The sequence below is a fragment of the Methylotuvimicrobium buryatense 5G genome, from assembly GCF_000341735.1.
Classification (GTDB): Bacteria; Pseudomonadota; Gammaproteobacteria; order Methylococcales; family Methylomonadaceae; genus Methylotuvimicrobium; species Methylotuvimicrobium buryatense.
The window spans coordinates 4,130,251-4,149,856 of record NZ_KB455575.1; the positions used below are offsets into that span (position 1 = coordinate 4,130,251).

Sequence of the window (19,606 nt, forward strand, 5' to 3'; positions counted from 1 at the left end):
GGCTTTGCCAGCATGGAGCTGGCATAGAGCCTACACGGACGTATTTACGGTGTCCTTTGACGGGCACCCCGAGGCCGAATTTTCATCTACGATGAGTATAAACAAATAACAAGCCCAGCTTTAACATTTTGTGGTCTTTAGGTCATGATGGGCGCTTAACTTGTTAGGGCTGGGCAAGTCATTGAACTAACTTATTATTCTTCATGATGAAATGCTTTTTCCAGGTTTATCTTTCCAATATCTCGGGAGATGGCTGAAAGTCTTTGTTGTTGTGTTGAGGGCAAGCATAAAATCTGTATTTTTTGCCGTCGATCGTTCTTTCTATGACTTTTAAACCTGTTGAGCGTCGGCAGCGTTTACCTCTAGAGGTCGTAGCATGGCATTGCTCGCCGTTAACGGTAAGGTCGATAATTTTATCGCTTGGCGCTGTTTTAACTTCAGGTTCTTTTTTGACCGACGCGGACGGTTTGCTTGCTTTCTTTTCGGCGGGTTTGTCAGGCTGGGCTTGCTTGCTAACAGGCACTGTCTCTGGCTGTTTTGCTTGGGTCTCGACGGGTTTCGCTACAGCTTTCGTTTCTTTTGCAGCAGGTTTAGCCGGTGCCGCTACCGTTTTAGCAGATGTATTTTCTATCCGACTCGACAAATAGCGCTCGACTCGAGTCGGTGCGACTTCTTTCGGTGTGTTGTTTACGGGTGTTTGGTTTAGGGGTGCTACTGTTTTGCCTTCCAGTCTGGCGAGATAGCGTTCGACTCCACTCATGTTGGCCAAAGCAGCAGCTTCAGCCTCGGCTTTTTCTCGCGCTTCTTGTTCCAGTTTTGCTACATATCTTGCGACACCGGATAATTGTGCCGTTTTAGGTCCGCCTTTGGCTGATTGCGCTTCCTGAGCGGTTTGCGGTTGCTGCTTCGCCATGTATTTAGCAACCCCGGTTAATGTTGAAGTTGCTTGTTCCTTTTGCGATGTTTTATTTATTCGTGCAGGTTCCGCATTAGCGGTCGAAGGTTTGGTCGCAGCAGGTTTGATATCTTCTTGTATATACACGGATGGATCATAACGTTCTTTAGCTTCAGGCAATTTAAGCCCTGCTAGGTTAAGTAGTTGATCCAAAAAATTCATTGCCATCTCGAGAACCTCTGTTTTTATTTTAGTTGTTATAGCAAAAGACCAATATATTTATAGTCTTTCGCTCCGGAAACTTATGATTACCGGTTGCTAAGGATAACCTAGTCGCTTTGGGTGAGCAATTAGGACTTGGTAGTGTTTTTATATTTATACATCCGAAATCAGCGATGCTTGTCTATATTGAGTATCCAAATTGGTAATGGATAGTTAAACTCTCACCTTATTAACAAGATGTTTCAGCTTGCCGAAGCAAGTGTCCCAGCAGGGGCCAGCGGAATGTGTCAATGACATTGAGACACCAAGTTGTTTTAATTAGTGTCTAATTGTTGTGTATTTATGAGTCGAGGTTCTCCTTTGTGTTAATAGGCGGATTAATCCAAACGGCGTTAGGCAAGCTGGGTGGCAAAGGGCACTTTCCTTTGAATCGCTTTGGATTGGCGAGGAAGGCAATCTCCAGGGTTTTTGCGCGTGCTTGGTATACCGTAGCCGCTTGGTCGAAATGGACGGTGGCCGGGGTCATGTAACCGATGCCCGAGTGGCAATGGGACTGGTTGTACCACGGGAAGAAGCGTTGGCAATGGCTGCGGGCATCCTCAATGCAGCCGAAGCGGACGGGGAAATCAGGCCGATATTTCAGGGTTTTGAACTGGGCCTCGGAATAGGGATTGTCATCCGAGACATAAGGCCGGCTATGAGTCTTGGCGACATCCAGATCGACCAGTAAGGCAGCCACGGGCTTGCTGCGCATGCTGGAACCGCGATCGGCATGCAGCGTCAGGGTATGCGGCGGGATGTTGTGCTTGGTCACCGTCTCGGCGATCAGCTGCTCGGCCAGTTCGGCGGTTTCCCGCGGGGCGACCATCCAGCCAACGACATAGCGACTGAAAATATCCAGGATCACATAGAGGTGGAAACAGGTCCATTTAGCCGGGCCTTTGAGTTTCGTAATATCCCAGCTCCAGACTTGATTGGGCGCGGTGGCCAGGAGTTCAGGCTTGGTATAGACCGGGTGCATCCGTTGGCGCCTGCGCTCCGCTGACTGGCCGTCCGCTTCCAGAGCACGGTACAGGGTGCGCACCGAGCCGATGTAGCGCCCCTCGTCCAGCAGAGTGACATAGACAAAATACGGCGAGCAGTCGGCGAAGCGTTCGCTGTTAAGCACCGCCAGCATTTGCTGCCGCTCATTAGTCGAGAAAGCCAGCGGGGCGGATGGACGAGGCACCCGCGTTACCGGCACAGGCGTCAGGAGGCGCCGACGGGCATCCTCGCGATAGACCGAACTGCGGTTCAAATTCAGGGCTGCACAAGCCGGAGCCAGGCCGACCTCCGGGGCCAGCTGGTTAAGGGCTTGCATCAGTTGGACTCGCTCGGCGTCTCGTCCGCCGGCAGTCCGAACAAGACGCAAAGTTTTTTTTGGACATCAATAATGGCATTGGCCTGAGCGAGTCTGCGACGCAGGCGCTCATTTTCCTGGGTAAGTTGGCGCACACGACGGTCCTCGGCCTGAGCCGAGTCGGCCTTGCGCCCGCGCTTTTGCGGCGCCAGCGCGGCACGCTGATCGGCAGCACGCTGTTTGCGCCAAGTGGCTAATTGGGAGGAGTAAATCCCTTCTTTGCGTAATAGGGCGCCAATCTCACCCGGCTGAGTACAGCGATCAGCGGCATCCAGGATGCGGCGCTTGTCGCTGCTGGTAAATTGTCGGCGCTGGGCGGTGGCAACCACCTCCGGATCGGGCCGCGCGCCGGAGGTCGCGTTTCCAGCCGCCCTACGGGCGTCTTCCAACGCGACCTCCGGCGCAGTTAATTGTGGTGATTCCATGGTCTCTGCTTTTGATTTGCTCATGATTCTGGCCTACCTTTATACTCTAATTTCCGAGGGGTAAGTGTCTCAGGTCATATTGGCACAGGGGGCAGTCGTAGTCGCAAAAACTAAAATATGCTGTTACCCAAGCTCCAGCTTGGGTAACCTGTTCAGGAAGCTCTAGCTTCCCGACAATCAAGAAAGAGTGAACGAGCGAGTCGGGGGTGACTGAGAATGTGCGGAGGTTGCGTCGGTCTCAGGAAGCTGGAGCTTCCGGGGTGTCTTTCCCAAGCTGGAGCTTGGGAAAGAGCGTGATGTGGGTTGGCCGTTTTTAGCTTGACGCGCATGGCTTACGAACCCGTCCTGCTAGGGATATGCTGATCTTTGGGCTTTAGCTGAAGAAACTTGCAAATCAGGAACTCCCACGCTCCCATTCCGCTTTAGACCTCAAGGATATTTCGATATTTTCGGTTTGGTAGAGAGGCACATGATTCAATCAAGTCGAATCTTGAAGCGAGATTAACCAGGGGGTGCGGGAGGGAGGATCGACATGGAAGGCCAATGCTTCCGGTTTGTGTAATAGGCCTTGTTCGCCTGACGCATTCGGATTGAGTTGCCGTTTATCGATAAAATCGATCATTCGCCGGCAGTTGTAAATGACTAATACTCGGTGATCGTGAAGTCTATTGTGAATTAAGTAAGCGACATTTTGCTCGTTGTACTCGGGATTTCGATCGATCATTCGCCTGAGGGTTGTTTTGTCGTTGCGTGCTAAATTTTTTAGTAACGAATCGTCATTGGTTTTACTCAGTGAGATGAGAGATTTAGCGAGCGAACCCGATAGTTGATGAGTTTTGAGTAATTTGACTTCGCGGTCGGGTAAATTGAAGCTTTCGGCGATCAAGTAATGCATGCCCGGTTCGCTGTCGTTAGCAAATAGAGAAATTTTATCCAGAGCCGGGTCTTCTAAAGCATCGAGAAACGACTCAGGGGAGCGAATGTGTTTATAAACCGTAATGACCCAGGGTAAGGCCCTGCCGGTTTTGTTGAAGCGTTGTTTGACGCTATCTATCACGGTGGAACGGATCAGCTCATGCTCGCGATTGCCGGGTTTGACGATAAAGGCATCGACAGCGGTGATTTGTGTATAAAATCCCGCTTGTTTGAATTCATCGATAATGCCTGAGTAGCGAGGCGAATAAGGAATTCCGGTGCCGTCGTAGAGTATATTTATCCGCTCGAGTTTGGCGCGATGGGCTACCGCGTCGCGCAATCGGTTAGCGAATGGTTCCACGTATACATAATCGTCGCTATGGTGGTTGGCAGCGGTCAGTACTTTATAAAGATCGCTTTGCTTTCTGAATTCATCGAGCGAGGCAATTACGAAATTGTCCCCGCAATGATTTGTCGCAATTTCCTCGACGACGCTTTTTCCGGAACCAGCCCCGCCCATCGACATAAATAGCCGCGGTTCTGCAACCGGCGTTTTTCCGAAGAAAATATCGTCTTCGGCGTGCTTGAGAATGCGCACGATTTTGGCTAGTCTGACATAGGCAATTTCAACGCTTCGTTGTAAACGTTCGTCGCCGTTCGCGGCAACTAGTAATTGTAGTTTTAGCGTTTCGTTACCGGCCAGATTAAAAATGCTTGCTTGATTGCCTGCGCACTGCTTGACCAATTCCAATAATTCGGCATGGCTGGGCGAGCGCAAGCCGGTCAACATGTTGACGTCAAGGCAAAATAGCGGCGCCTCTCCTTGTTTGCCGACGGTTATGCCGTCGATTTCGGTTTTTTCCGTTGTACGCAAGGGTTCGGTGCCGGGCAGGTAGCCGACAATGTTATCCGGTGAGCATAAGGGATAATCGGCAATGTGTTTGCCGGCGGTAAAGAGTTCTTCTTGTATGCTGTCCAACGGTACCAATCCGCCGTTGACCGATACCAGGCATTGGATGCCGTTATCGGTGACATAGGATAAGAAAGGGATCCCCGAGACGAAGGTTTTATTCTCGGGCCAAATTCCGTAGCCGTTGGCTTGGTTGATTAATGGCTGGTTGCGTAACGGGTCGAGAGCATGACGGAAGGCGCGCGTTAGCGCTTCAATATCGCTAGACGTATCGTGCAGCGCGATGGCGTCACTTTGATCGATACGGCGAAAATCGATGCCGTGTTCATAAACCGCTTTAAAGGCCGGCAGTCTGCCCAGGATGGTCATGAAAAAATCGAGTGTGATGCGATTACCGTAATCAAAAGGTCTAACGATACGCATTTTTAAGTAAAAATCGGCCAATCTTTCATCAATGTTGTCGGCGTTGATGACAAAGCCGTTATTGTCGAAAATAGCCGTATCTCTATTGGCTTCTTCGTCTAGTACCAAACGCCCGATGGTTTTACGAAATTTCAGGCGCTTATCGGCATCGGTCATCGTGCCGGGACGGTGCCGAATCGTGGCTTGGTCTTTCCAGTCTTGAAACAGTTCTCGATGAATCCTTGAGAACAGATTAGTCAGGTAAGTGACCCGTTTGGTTTGGTCATGCGAGATAGTTCCTTCGGCTTCGCGCTTTAAATCGGTAAGTAGGACGGTGCCTCTGGCTGTTGCTAATGCAGTGCGTAATTTTTTGAGGCGGTGATAACCGGAAAGCCGGACTTTGGTGTCATTCATCGTATACCTTTCGTTGGTCAAGTGTCGGTCCGGAAAAGGCTGGTGGCAGTCTTTTCAAGACGACATCCATTAGGGCATTTACAAGCTCAGGATTTTACAAGAACAAGAAAGGCATGGCCGACTTATTTCCAGCAATTCCCAATTTGAGAATAAAAAAGGGTGCGGAGTGTGCTTGGCTAGGATGTCGGCGGCAGGGAGCCGCCGCCAAGCCCCCATGGATGGGTTTACGGCGTTCCTCGACGGCATACCCCGCACCCTGAACACGAAGAAATTTCTCAAACTGGGAATTGCTGATTTATTTCAAAAGTGAAGGCTCGTCGCTGCCGTAACCTTGAACATAATCGATGCCCAAATCCAAAAGGATTTTCATTACCGAATCGTTTTCGACGAATTTGGCGATGGTTTTTTTATTCATGACATGGGCGATATCGTTAATCGACCTGACCATCGCTAGCGCCACCGAATCGGTTTCGATATCGCGGACGAAAACACCGTCGATTTTGAGAAAGTCGACCGGAAGATTTTTAAGATAAGCAAACGAAGACAGGCCGCTACCGAAATTATCCAGCGAAAATCGGCAGCCGAGTTCCTTGAGCGAAGTAATGAATTGTGTTGCGGCAGTCAAATTGGCGATGGTTGCCGTTTCGGTGATTTCGAAACAGAATTTTTCGGCAGGAAGCGCAGTTTGCTTGAATCGGTCGATAATAAATTCGATTAGTCCTTTGTCATTCAAGCCTGCTGTGGAAAGGTTAATCGAGCACATCGTTAGTGAACTTAACCGATCGGGATGTTCAAGCATCCAGTTGAACACTTTTTGAATAACCCATCGATCGATTGAAGCGGCCAATTGATAGCGTTCCGCCGCCGGTAAAAATGCGTTTGGCGCAATAATTTTGCCGGAGTCTTCATGCAGGCGCAACAGCACTTCGTAATGATCCCCTTCGATGCTTTTCAGTGCGACGATTCGCTGCCGATAAAGTCGGAAGCGGTTATGCGACAAGGCTTGTTCGATTTTTTCGGGCCACGCGGCTTCGTTGCGGTAATCAATGCAAGCCTGGTCGGATTCGGTGAAGACATGGGAGCGATTTCGGCCGTCTTGCTTGGCTATATAGCAAGCGATGTCGGCGCGTTTTAATAATTCATCGAAACCGCCGTTTTCGGCATTGATCATGACCATGCCGATACTGACGCCGATTCGGAAGCTTTTGTCTTCCCAGCGGAATTGGTAGCGTTCGATGTGTTGCCGAATGCGTTCGGCTGTTGCTTGGGCTTGTTCCAGCGTACAGTGCTCCATTAGTATCGCGAATTCATCGCCGCCGAGTCGGGCCAGGGAATCGCGATTGCGGATCAATGTCGATAATTGTCGGCTGATTTGGCGAAGCAATTCGTCGCCAGCCGTATGACTGCAGGTGTCGTTGACGATTTTGAAGTTATCGAGATCCAGATAGCACAAAACATGTCCGGAGCCATTGGTTTTAGCTGTGCTGATAATCCGTTTCAAACGGCGGTCGAACTCGGTGCGGTTAATCAAGTCGGTCAATGGGTCGTGAGTCGCTTGATAGGTAATCATATCGCGCTGAGCGAGCGTTTCGGTCACGTCCTCTTGAATAGCAACATAATTCGTTACCCGGTTGTCCGAATCCAGCATCGGTGCGATCGATTGTTGGGCCCAATACAGTTGCCCGGTTTTTTTTCGGTTTTTGAGAATGCCGCGCCAAATTTTGCCGGAGGAGATGGTGCTCCAAAGCTCTTGATATTCGTGCGGCGGTGTTTCTCCGGAACTAAAAATATGCGGTGTTTTGCCGATGATTTCTTCGGCGGTGTAACCGGAGATTTCAAAAATTTTCGGATTGGCATATTCGATCGTGCCTTTACTGTCGGTGATATAGATCAAATTAGGACTGTTTTCGACCGCTAAATTGAGTTTGCGCAAGGTGTTTTCGGATAGTTTGCGGTCGTTGATATCGCGGATGACGCCATAGGTGCCGACAAATTCCTTATTTTCTTTTTTCTTCTTATAAACGCCTTTGGAACTCAGTACGATTGTAATGGAATTGGTTTCGACATATTTCGGCTGATCGCTGTTTTTACACCGTAAACGAAGTTCGATGGCCTTGGTGGAGCGATCGCCGGTCCTGCGTTCATTAAAAGCGTATTTCGCTTTGTTGAGATCGGCTTGGTAAACCAACGAGGAATAATGTTTTCCGATAATTTCGCTCTTATCGTAGCCTAGGATGGTAGCGATGGCATTGTTCAGAAACACGAATTCGCCTCGCTCGTTCAGCATGTAAATGATGTCGGGCGAACTGTCGACGAAAAAGCGGTGTAATTGTTCGGATTTCGATAATTGCGCCTGAACTTTATTATTGATTTCTTTCAGGCGGATTTTTTCGGAGGCAATTTTAACCGAATGCAGCAAGGCTTCGACCGCATAGGGTTTTTTAATGAATTCATGGACAAAGTTAAAACGCAATGAGCGTGCGGCCTGGGCGAAAGTCGCTTCGCCGCTGATGATCAGGACTTGCGTGTCGATATCGTGATGGGCTAAATAGTCCAAAAAATGATGACCGTTCAGAACAGGCATATTCAGGTCGAGCAAAATCAAAGGAAAATTTTGCTCGTTGATCAATTCGATGGCCGATTCGACGTTTTCCGCCATAGCGACGCGATAGCCGGACAATTTGAGAATATCGTGTAAACTTGCGCGTGCCTTGGGTTCATCATCAATAATCAGTATCTCGATGTCTGAATTAGAATGTAAGCTAGCTATGGCGCCCATGATTAATACCGTGATCCTAAGTTTTAATTATAGGCAGGGTTATAGTGTTCTGGGTAAAAAAATTTGAAAGGTCGTTCCTTCGTCCGGCGTCGAGTTGCAGCCGATAGTGCCGGCTAGTTCGTCGACCAGGTTTTTGACAATAGTGAGCCCGAGTCCGGAGTGGCCTTCGCCTTTCGTGCTGGTAACCGGTCGGAATAGCTGTTCGCTGATCGTATCGGGTAAACCTGGACCGTCATCGTGGATTTGAATTTCCACGTAACAGTGATTGCCTAAATAAACGCGGTCGCGGGTTGATATCGTGACATGACCGCCGTCAGGCAATGCTTCGGCGGCGTTTTTGATTAAATTAGTTAGGATCTGTTTCAGCTTGGATTTGCTGATGGCGATTTTCGGGAGCCGATCATCGAGTTTCAAGCAGGCCTCTATTCGACGAGGGGCGAAGAGTCCGCCCTCGAAAAGCGCGATCAAATCGCTTAGGGTTTGGTTGATATCGATCGGGCCGGAATCGCCGCCGGCACTCTCTTGTGTCGACGTGTCGGAAAGGCGCAGGATGATCTCGCCGACCCGGTTGATTTCCTCTTGAATGAGCCCGATTTCTTGCGGGCTGTCGCTACCGAGTTTAAGGTTGAGCAAATAAAGGTAGTTATTGATGATGCTCAGCGGATTGTTGGCTTCATGAATTATTTTTTTTACCTGTAATTGAAAGTCCGATTGCATCGTGTCGATGTTTTCTCTGATGCGCTCGCCTGCTACACGATGATTAGAGAGGATACGGGTTGCTTCGCCGGCAAATAACGAGATCAAACCCCGTTTAGCCTTGATTTGGAGTAGGTCGGTCGGCGCCAATCCAGCAACGATGACTCCCCAATGTCGATTATTCGCGCTAAGAGGAATCGCGATCATGCCTTCGCTTTCGAGCAACCGGCAAATTTGCCGGTCGATAACCGGAATGGGATCGGGCAGGGTGGTTTGATAAGAATCTAGCAAGCGTTGGTTCAATAACGCATTCGCGACCAGACTGCGATTAGGTTTGAGTTCGATCGACAAATTCGATAATAGGTTGGCGTTGTTTTGCTCGGGTAATGGATAACCTTCGAGGATGGGCTTTTCGGGATTTACTAGAAACACGGCTGTCGAACGTAACCCGAATAATATATTCAAGTTTCGAAGTAGCACCGATAGGATTTTATCGAATTGCTCGGATAAATCGTTGTTGCGTGCAATGGCGCCGAGGAAAGCCAAGTCCTTGGCGTGCTTGCCGAGACGCTTCTGAATCGCGTTACGTTCTTCGAGTTTTGCTCTGATGATCGTCGTGCCGTCTTCAGGCTTCGCAACGGCAATTCCAAGGCTTCCTGCGGTTTGTTCGACCTGTTTTTTTACATCGATCGCTATTTCGTCGAGAATCGCTTGTCCGAGACCGAATAGCGCATGGGCTTGGGCATAAACAACGGCGCTGTTTTGTCTGTCGAATCGGCTTAATCGCGCTGCCAAGTTGATCAGTTTGACCAAGGCGGGGCTATCGAGAATTGCGGATGAAGCACTGTTTTGATACAAAACGGCGTCGGCGAGGAAACCGGGAATATTCCAGGTGTCAATGATATAAGCGCCGATTTCGGGATGGGATATCCCCAGTGTTTTTTTTTCGAACGATTCGGGGAGGTCTTCGGAATGATCGTTTAGCAATGTGCCGTATTCTTTAGGGAAGCATTGCAAAAGAGCTAGTTGTCCGATGCGATGCAGTAGGCCGGTCAAGTAAGCCTGGTCGGGCGACTCAAAACCGATGAGTTTCGCCAAACGTCTTGCAAAATGAGCGCATGCTAAGGACCTGAACCAAATGACTTCGAGATAATTCTGTTGAGACGGCGAGATTTGGTTAAAAAATTGTTGAGCCACGCTGGTCATTGTGATGGTCTTTAACGGCTCGAGACCTAGGATAATCAACACACGATTTAAGTTTTTTAATTCTCCGAATTGCTGATAGAAAGGCGAATTTGCCGCGGACAATATTTTCGAACTGAGCCCGGCGTCTTGCGAGATGATTCGAGTCAAATCCTCGAACCCGGTATCTTGATTTTGAAAGGCTTCGATCAGATTCAATAAGACTTTAGGAATAGCCGGCAATTGCTGCGGGTCTATTTCTGAGAGAATTTTTGACATGGCGGTTTCCATGAGCTTTACCGATCGGCGAATTTATAGTATCGATAACATTATCATAATCGATAATTCGGTGTTTGGCGTCCGTTTCTTGTTAGACTCATAAGCGTTGATTCATCGGAACGGTTCGAGCTTGTGAGCTCGTGCTGAATCTATACCTATCGCACTTCAAATTTCGGCATTAGCGTATGGAGGCGCCAGGGTGTTCGGCAAAGGCTTTGGCAGCATGGATGCTGTCATAGAGTCTACATGGACGTATTCACGGCGTCCTTTGACGGGCACCACGACGCCGAAATTTGACGAGCAAAGGGCATAACAATCATGCACAACAACATATTGACTAAAGCTTATTCGGATGCCGGCATTTGATATGAAAAAAATTTACATTGCGATCTGTTTGCTGGGGTTATTGAACCTAGCATTATCAGGATGTGCCGGTGTTGACCTGGCGCATTCGGAAGATGCTCGTATTAACAATGTCATTTTAGTGATCGGCGACGGCATGGGGCCGCAGCAGGTCGGGTTGTTATTGTCTTATGCTAGGCAAGCGCCAAGCAGTGTGATCGAATCGCGCAAAACCGCTTTCGACCGCATGATTGAACAAGGCGATTCCAAAATAACTATTTCGACGACGCACGCGGCCGGCACGTTAGTCACCGATTCCGCAGCTTCGGCGTCTCAATTGGCGACCGGATATTTTGCCGGTTCGGAAATGCTCGGATTGGATAAAGACGGCAACCGCCGCGAAACGATTGTCGAAAAAGCCAAGCGTATCGGTAAGGCTACAGGGCTGGTATCCGATACGCGCATCACGCATGCGACGCCGGCGGCATTTGCCGCGCATCAGACACATCGAAGTCTCGAAAATGAAATTGCCGAAGATTTGCTGGCAATCGGTCCGGATGTGATGTTGTCGGCGGGATGGAGTTATTGGTTGCCCGAAACCGTCAACGACAAACAATCGCAAGATTACCGATCGGCAGCGCAATTACTGGGCCGGGCCGACTCGATCGCTTCGAAACGGAACGATCGAAAAAATCTGTTGGCACAAGCACGGCAACAGGGCTATGAGTTGGTTTTCGATAAATCGCAATTGCAGCAAGCCCGAGACAAAACCTTAGGGTTGTTTGCCGCGTCCGAATTACCGAATGGCATTGCCGAGACCCTAGCCAAACAAGACCCGGCACGCACCGTTCCGACATTGAAGGAAATGTCGCGGCAGGCGCTGGACATCTTGTCGAAAAACGAACAAGGTTTTTTTCTGATGATCGAGGCCGGGCAGATCGATTGGGCTTCGCACGGCAACGATACCGGCACCTTATTGCACGAAATGCTTCGGATGAATGAAACGCTCGAAGCAGTGCTTGACTGGATGCAGGGGCGAGACGATACCTTATTGATCGTCACGGCCGATCATGAAACCGGCGGCTTCGGCTTTAGTTATTCGGCGGCCGATTTACCCGAGCCCCGCTCGCTTCCTGGCGCGTATTTTCAAGAAGACAGACAGTTTCAACCGTCCTTCAACTACGGCAATCCTGAAGTGTTGGACAGGCTGTATGCGCAGCAGTTGAGTTACTATGAGCTGTTCAAGCGCTTCGAGTCCTTGCCGAAGGCGCAACAGACGCCGGCTAGGTTGGTCGAGATGGTTAATCTTTATACCGAATTCAAAATCGATGAAAGACAAGCCGAGCGTATTTTGGCGACTGAAAAAAACCGCTATTACCGGCCAAACCACAAATCATTGAGTTTGAAGCGCGTGCCTATGATGGGCTTTAACAGCGCGTTTTTTGCTTATCCGGCAGGCAATCGTCAAAATCTGCTTGCGCGAGAAGTTGCCGAACATCAGCACGCGGTCTGGGCCACCGGCACGCACACCTCGACTCCGGTGTATGTATTTATGCAAGGGCCTAGGCAGGTTTTACAACCTTTTGAAAAAATTCTGCATCATACTGAGATAGGCCGCCTTGCCGCCGATGCTTTACAATAAACGGCTTTAATTCATTTCTAAGGCCGATAATGTCTATTTCTACAAGCGATCTTGAGCGGGTTATCCGCGAAGCCGGCGTCATTGCATTGGATTATTTCAAAGCTTTGAAGCATATAGAAATTACTAAAAAAGCGCCCCGCGATTTCGTTACCGAAGCCGATGTCGCGGTCGAAGCGTTTTTGAAGAAGGAGTTGACCGGGCGCTATCCGCAATTCGGTTTTTGGGGCGAGGAAAGCGGTAAGACCGAAAACCAAAGCAGTCGCTGGGTTGTCGATCCGATCGACGGAACGCATTCGTTTTCGAAAGGCCAGTATTTTTGGTCGCTCAGCGTGGCGCTCGAAATTGAGGGTGAAATGGAATTCGGCGCGGTCTATGCGCCGGCGTTCGACGATTATTATTGGGCGCAAAAAGGGCAAGGCGCATACAAGAATGGCGAGCGTATTCATGTGTCTTCGGAAACCAACTTGGCCGATGCGATGGTCAGCACGGGTTTTGCGTGTTTGCGAAGTTATTTGACAGACAATAACTTGGCGCGCTTTTGCCGGATAGCGCAAGTGACGGCCGGGCAGCGTCGACTGGGCTCGGCGGCGCTGGATTTGTGTTTGGTTGCGGATGCTCAGGTCGATGCGTTCTGGGAGCAAGAATTGAACCTTTATGATGTGGCGGCGGGGGCATTGATCGCGAAGGAAGCGGGCGCAACCGTGACCGACTTCAAGGGTAATCCCGGTATTTTTCCGAAACAGATTTTGGTCACGAACGGCAAGGTTTTGGATCAGATTTTGCCGTTGATGTAAGGTATCGGCAATTCCCCTGGTTAGGACTGTCGGGGGCGATATACCCGTCGTAGATCAAAATTCGGCGCCGGGGTGTCCGCCAAAGGACGCCGTGAATACATTTTTGCGGGACAGGTTATTTAACCCGTCCCCAACGTTTCGGTTTGACCTAAACATTTCGGCTTACTTCGGCCAAAGTCGAAATGTTTAGGACGGGGTTGCAAACCCCGTCCTGCTAGGGCATAGGTATCTACACAAGTTTTCAGCTTTATAAAACAATTGGTTAAGTTGATTTTTCTGTAATCTAGGATAAAAAAGTAGCCTAAAAAATCCAATTTTTAGTCCCTATCTTCATAAAAAACCAGAAGAAACTTTATAACAGCATGATTTTAAAAGATAAAGATGTGTAGATACTTATGCCTGCTAGGGGCAGGCAAAGCCGGACACCCCTGCGCCTCCTCGTGCACTGCCGAAATTTGAAGTGCGAAAGATATAATCAAGCATCGAGCTGCGGCTTGGTTTCGCGTTTAAGACAATGTCTGTTCGCTTATTTCTAAAGTATAATAACCGGCCTGCATCGTTGCGTTCCGGTATTCCGTTTGGTTGCACGAGCAATCGAGTCGAATGGTGGAGCAATCCTGTTGATAATCCCGAAAGTATTTGCCAGGTCTTTTTTGCTGAATCTGGTGCTGACATTTCGTGTTGTTGCCGAAGATTTTACGGCAGCGCTCGACGAAAAAATATTGTTTGAAGACATTCCTTCGGTCTATAGCGCATCGCGATACGAGCAGCCGGTCACGCAGGCGCCTTCGTCTGTCAGTATCGTGACATCAGAGGATATCAAAAAATTCGGTTATCGCAATCTAGGCGATATTGTCGGCAGCATGCGCGGCATGTATACCAGCAATGATCGGATTTATCAGCGTATCGGTATTCGCGGTTTCAATCGGAGCGGCGATTACAATACCCGTGTTTTGGTATTGATCGACGGTCATCGCAGCAACGACAACCTGGTCGATTTTAGCGCGATCGGATCCGAGTTCATGGTCGATGTCGACGATATCAGTCGCGTCGAGCTGGTTCGCGGGCCGGCATCTTCTCTCTATGGCAGCAATGCTTTTCTCGGCATACTCAATATCATTACCAAGCGCGGCCGCGATCTTGAAGGTCCGTCCGTGACCGGTGTATTCGGCAGTCAGGAGACCTATAAGGGGAAATTCACTTACGGGCAACGCTTCGACAACGGATCGGAGCTCTATTTGTCCGGTTCGCATTTTCAGAGCGAGGGCGAGGATAATTTGTCCGTGGCCGGTCTCGGGACCGCTCGCGATGTGGATAAGGACCGTTCCGAGCGCGGTTTTGCCAAATACACGATGGGCGATTTTACCTTGAGCGGCGCTTACGTCAGCCGCAGCAAGCGGCCGCCGGTGCCGATTGTCGACACGATTTTCAACGACTCCCGTAATAGTCTGGATGACGATCGCGCTTATGCCGATTTGCTCTACGAACATTATTTCGATAACGGTCTCGAAGTCATGGCGCGTACCTATTACGACTTCAATGCTTTCGACGGTTATTATGCCTTCGTGCCGGACGATTTAAGCCGCGACGTGTTTCGCGGTCAGTTATGGGGTAACGAGCTGAAATTGTCGAAATCATTCGGCGACCATCACGTCATTGTCGGCGGCGAATACCGGTATAATTTTCAGCAGGCGATGCGCAGTTTCGAGCGGGGATCCGGCGAACAATTTGCGGATGTGGCTATCAAACGCACGATTTGGGGTGTTTATATTCAGGACGATTACCGTATTTTAGATAATCTCACCTTGAATGCCGGCGTGCGGTATGACCGTTATGAAGGTATCGCCGATGCAGTAAATCCCCGGGCTGCGCTCATTTACCAACCGTTTACCGATACGACCTTAAAGCTGTTATACGGCCAGTCGTTTCGCGTGCCGAGCGCTTTCGAGGAAAATTACCGTTTCGGCAATATTTGGGTCGGGAGTTCGGATTTAGAGCCTGAGACGATGCGCTCTTATGAAGTGAATCTCATTCAGCGTATTCAACGCAATTATCTGCTTACGCTCGCGCCTTATTTCAACCAGGAATTCGATATGATTCGCTTGACCGGAGGCGGGACGGTTGAGAATCCTTATATTTATAAAAACGTCAATTCGATCGAAACTTACGGCATCGAAACCGAGCTGCAAGGGCAGTGGGAAAACGGTTGGCGCGCGGCTTTCAGTTATGCCTACCAGCAATCGAAGGTACAGGGCGACCCCAGAAAACCCGAAAACTCGCCCGAACACCTAACCAAACTCAATATTACCGGTCCTTTGTGGCAAGATCTTGTCTTTGCCGGTTTTAACTTGAGTTATACCAGCCGGCGCAACACATTTTCATCAAACGTGCCCGGCTATTTTCTGGCTAATATGACCGTTTTTTCCAGCAATTTGATTCCGGGGCTGGAGCTGAGCGGCAGTATTTATAATCTCTTCGATAGTCGTTATCACGATCCTTCTACGACCGACTTGCGCGCCGAAACCATCGAACAAAACGGGCGTTTGTTTTTGGTTAAGTTCAATTATGAGTTTTAACCGATGAGCCGATTGATCGTAATCGGCTGCTGGTTGTCAAGCCTGCTGATTTGCGTGCCCCAGTGTCTCGCCGATACGCAGAGTATTACGATTACCGCGATTTTGAGTCGGGATGCGGAACCTTATCAGGAGGTTCTAGAGGGTGTTCGACAAGCTTTTTCGGTCAGCGGGTTCCGTATTGAGCTCGATGTGCATGTTTATAAAGACGCCAGCAATAATGCCCCGATTAAAGCAGCCGTTTCGGCCAGTCGGTCCCGAGCCGTTTTATCGCTGGGTAGTCAGGCGACTGCATTTGCCGTATCTGAGTTTAGCGAATTGCCCATATGCGCGGGGCTGATCGTTGACGAAAAAGCCTTGGGCGATAGCGAGAATGTCACTGGGTTAGTGCTGAAGTTTCCGTTGGAAATCGAACTGCAATGGCTCAAGATGTTTATCGGTTCCGATAAGTCGATTGCCGTGTTGTATCATGAAGAAAAAAGCGGTGCCGAATTAGGTAGGGCTCAGCAACTTGCCGAGCAAATCGGGCTCAGGCTTCATGCGCAAGCCGTCAACGATCACTCGGATTTGCCGTCCGTATTGAAACGTTTGCCGCAGAATACCGGAGCGTTATGGAGTTTCGCCGAATCCGGTATTTTAAATGCGCAAACCGCCAAGCATGTGTTGCTTTATTCGTTTCGAAACCGAATTCCTTTGGTCGGTTTGTCGAATCAGTGGACCAAGGCAGGGGCGCTTTATTCGCTCGATCGAGACTATTTCGATATTGGAGTTCAGTGCGGCGAAAAAATCGTGAAAATTTTGAACGGCATTCCTCCCGAACAAATTCCGGTGGAGCCGCCCCGGAAAGTGTTTTACTCGATCAATATGAAAACGCTACGGCATATGAAGTTGGAATTGCCGGAAAGTTTGATTCAAGATGCCCATGAAGTTTTTTAACGTAAAGTCGCAAAGGAGCCTGACTCAGGAGTTCAATGCGTTCGTGATTTTGCTGATTCTCAGTACGTCGCTGATTATTACGGGCGTCAATGCCTATCAGTCTATTGCCGATAATTACAGCCGTCTGCTGACCCATGCCCGGGTTTTGGTTGAAATGATTGCGATCAACAGCGAATATGCGCTCTATACCCGTAATGTCCGCGAATTGCATGAGATTGCACGTAAACTGGATCAAATAGGCGAGATCGCTTATATCCGTTTTTACGATGCCGATAACCAGCTGATGTATCGGCATAGCACTATCTCCGGCGATTATGAGCCTATGCCCCCAATTGAGCAAGCGCGACCCCGGTTGTTGACGTTATTGATGCATAGAAGCCGTTATGCAAGCTTGGCATTCGGCAAAGAGATTTATGGCTACAGTCAGGCGCCCGACGATTCCATGTTGCTGGAATTGAACGATAGCTCTCAAACGCCCGAATATATCGGGCGCATTGAATACGGTTTGTTATTGGGGCCTTTTTTTCGGACGGCAGGAATCGCGATCGTTAATGCGCTATTGGTGAGCTTGGCGATTTCGATAGTCGCGATTTTGTTGACGGTCAGGATGACGAGGAAAATTACTTTGCCCGCCCGGCGTTTGGCCGATGCGGCGATCGATATTTCCAACGGGCACTTCGATCAGCAGTTAAAAATCAAGGGCGGCAGGGAAATTAATGAGTTGACCGAAGCGTTCAATAAGATGCTCAGAAGATTGAGCATTTACCGTTCCCGCATCATGGCTCAGCGTGAAGATTTGCGTGAAAAGGTTCGGCAGCGCACCAAAGATTTGGAAGTCGCTACCGATAAAGCCGTCATGCTGGCCGAAGAAGCGCAAGCCGCAAATCGGGCTAAATCGCAATTTTTGGCCAACATGAGCCATGAAATCAGGACGCCGATGAATGCGATCATCGGCTTTAGCGAATTATTGCTGAAAGAAAGCTTGAATAAACAAGAGCGGCATTATGTGCAATTGATCGCCAATTCATCGCAGTCGTTATTATCGTTAATCAACGATATTCTGGATTTTTCAAAGATCGAAGCCGGTAAATTTGATTTACATTCGGATAATTTCGATCTTTATGTCACCTTGAATCAAATCGCCGATTTATTTTCGGCGCAAGCGGCGGCTAAAAATGTCGATTTGTGTTTCGACGTGATGCCGGGATTATCGACATGGGTCTGCGGCGATCAGGCGCATTTGCATCAAGTTTTGGTGAATTTGGTCGGTAACGCACTTAAATTCACGCATCGAGGCCAAGTGATTATTAGGGTGCGGGTGCTGGATGAAAATGCTTTGTCGGTTCGCTATCGCATCGAAATCCAAGATACCGGTATCGGCATCGAGCCGGACAAGCTCAAATTCATTTTCGAGCCCTTCACTCAGGCCGATGAGTCGTCGAGCCGCTTATACGGCGGTTCCGGACTAGGTTTGAGTATTACTCGGCAATTGGTCGAATTAATGGGAGGCTCTATCGATTGCAGCAGCGAACCGGGTGTGGGATCGCAATTTACCGTGGAGTTGTCGCTGGAGAAGCCGGCGCCGATGCACAGTGAGCCTGCGATGTCTTTGCAAGGTTGCAAGGTTTTAATTGCGGCTCAGCCGGGTGCACAGGTTGATATTATGGCGAGACAGATACAGGCATGGTCGGGGGGCGCGGTAACTTCGGCAACAACGTATGAGGCATTAGCGAAGATGCGCGAGGCTGCCGATAACGCGGAGGCGTTCGATACGATTGTGATTGATGATTGTTTGTCGGGACTCGGCGCCTTGTTGACGGAAATCGGCAAGACGTCAGGATTAACCGGGTTACGGACAGTGCTGTGGGGTAATGCGGAGTTGTCCGAACAGGCGGATGCCTATTTGAATCAACCCTATCATCTACTCGATTTGCAAAAATGCATCAAGCCTTCCGTTCTTGCCACGGATAATTGTCCCGGGGCTGGTGAGAATTCTTCTCGATGCGATTTAGTTAAACTTCCGGAAGCGGCTATTTTAGTGGTTGAAGATAACCTTGTTAATCAAGAGCTCGCGAAGGCCATTCTTGCAGGCCTCGAATGCCGCACGACTCTTTGCGCCGATGGTGCCGAAGCCGTCGAGCAATTTACCGAGCATGATTTCGATTTGATCTTGATGGATTGCCAGATGCCGGTCATGGATGGTTATACGGCCACCGAAAAAATTCGTGCGCTCGAATGCGAACAGCAGCGAATTAAAACGCCCATCATTGCGTTGACGGCTGCAACAATTTCCGGCGATCGGGAGCGTTGCGCGACAGTTGGTATGGACGATTTTTTGAGTAAGCCTTTTATCGTCGAAGACTTAATCGATAAGCTGAAGCATTGGTTGCCGCATAAAGTTCAAAGCGTTTCAATAAGATCAATTGAAAGTTCCGATCATTCGGTGTTGGATATGGATGCACTCGCCAGAATTCGAGACTTAGATCCCGGTGGTTCGACCGCTATTTTAGCGAAAATCATAACGATTTATTTAGAGACATCGCCGGAACAAATTCGAACAATCAAGCAGGCTTACGCGCAAGAGAATAGGGATGTCGTGAGAAAAGCCGCGCACAGCTTAAAATCGTCTAGCGCCAATCTCGGTGCCGATACCTTATCCGCAGTTTGTAAACGTTTAGAGATCCAGGCGATCGATGCACAGTGGCAAGATCTATCGGATTTAATAACCACTATTGAAAATGAATTCGATTGCGTCGCCGATGCCTTGCGCGCGCAACTCGATTCTTTATCGTGAACGCTAC

General features: G+C 49.3%; 10 protein-coding genes. 5 read left to right on the top strand and 5 right to left on the bottom strand.

What is annotated here, in order from left to right; genetic code table 11:
- Positions 1-226: 226 nt before the first annotated feature.
- From METBU_RS0118540 to METBU_RS0118570, 5 genes are all read right to left on the bottom strand, one after another.
- On the bottom strand, positions 227-1,123 hold the full coding sequence (locus tag METBU_RS0118540) for a hypothetical protein (RefSeq protein WP_138767229.1): 897 nt from the start codon (positions 1,121-1,123) through the stop codon (positions 227-229).
- Between the two features lie 334 nt (positions 1,124-1,457).
- Positions 1,458-2,941, bottom strand: a protein-coding gene (locus tag METBU_RS0118545; RefSeq protein WP_412768470.1) for an IS3 family transposase whose coding sequence is annotated in 2 segments (ribosomal slippage) — positions 1,458-2,495 and positions 2,498-2,941 — 1,482 coding nt in all. Because the reading frame shifts where the segments join, the coding sequence is not laid out codon by codon here.
- Between the two features lie 478 nt (positions 2,942-3,419).
- Positions 3,420-5,582 carry a zeta toxin family protein gene (locus tag METBU_RS0118555; RefSeq protein WP_017842048.1) on the bottom strand — a complete coding sequence of 721 codons (2,163 nt, stop codon included), beginning with the start codon at positions 5,580-5,582 and terminating at the stop codon, positions 3,420-3,422.
- 295 nt (positions 5,583-5,877) lie between these two features.
- Complete coding sequence (locus METBU_RS0118565; RefSeq protein ID WP_017842050.1) at positions 5,878-8,361, bottom strand: EAL domain-containing protein; 2,484 nt, start codon at positions 8,359-8,361, stop codon at positions 5,878-5,880.
- 39 nt (positions 8,362-8,400) lie between these two features.
- Entirely contained in the window at positions 8,401-10,518 is a 2,118-nt protein-coding gene (locus tag METBU_RS0118570) for an HDOD domain-containing protein (RefSeq protein ID WP_175421706.1), read from the bottom strand.
- Positions 10,519-10,885: 367 nt separating this feature from the next.
- On the opposite strand from METBU_RS0118570, the gene METBU_RS0118580 reads away from it, so the two are divergent.
- From METBU_RS0118580 to METBU_RS24690, 5 genes are all read left to right on the top strand, one after another.
- Positions 10,886-12,502: an alkaline phosphatase gene (locus tag METBU_RS0118580; RefSeq protein WP_040575867.1), complete on the top strand. Its 1,617-nt coding sequence runs from the start codon at positions 10,886-10,888 to the stop codon at positions 12,500-12,502.
- A gap of 29 nt (positions 12,503-12,531) precedes the next feature.
- Entirely contained in the window at positions 12,532-13,296 is a 765-nt protein-coding gene (locus METBU_RS0118585; RefSeq protein ID WP_017842054.1) for an inositol monophosphatase family protein, read from the top strand.
- Positions 13,297-13,916: 620 nt separating this feature from the next.
- A complete protein-coding gene (locus METBU_RS0118590) occupies positions 13,917-15,872 on the top strand; it encodes a TonB-dependent receptor plug domain-containing protein (protein WP_017842055.1) in 1,956 nt (651 codons plus the stop codon).
- Between the two features lie 3 nt (positions 15,873-15,875).
- The gene (locus METBU_RS0118595) at positions 15,876-16,805 is read left to right on the top strand and encodes an ABC transporter substrate-binding protein (RefSeq protein ID WP_014149980.1); all 930 of its coding nucleotides are present in this window, start codon (positions 15,876-15,878) and stop codon (positions 16,803-16,805) included.
- Positions 16,792-19,599 (top strand): ATP-binding protein, encoded by a 2,808-nt coding sequence (locus tag METBU_RS24690; protein ID WP_017842056.1) that lies wholly within the window; start codon positions 16,792-16,794, stop codon positions 19,597-19,599. Before METBU_RS0118595 ends, METBU_RS24690 begins: the two co-directional genes overlap by 14 nt.
- Positions 19,600-19,606: the final 7 nt, after the last annotated feature.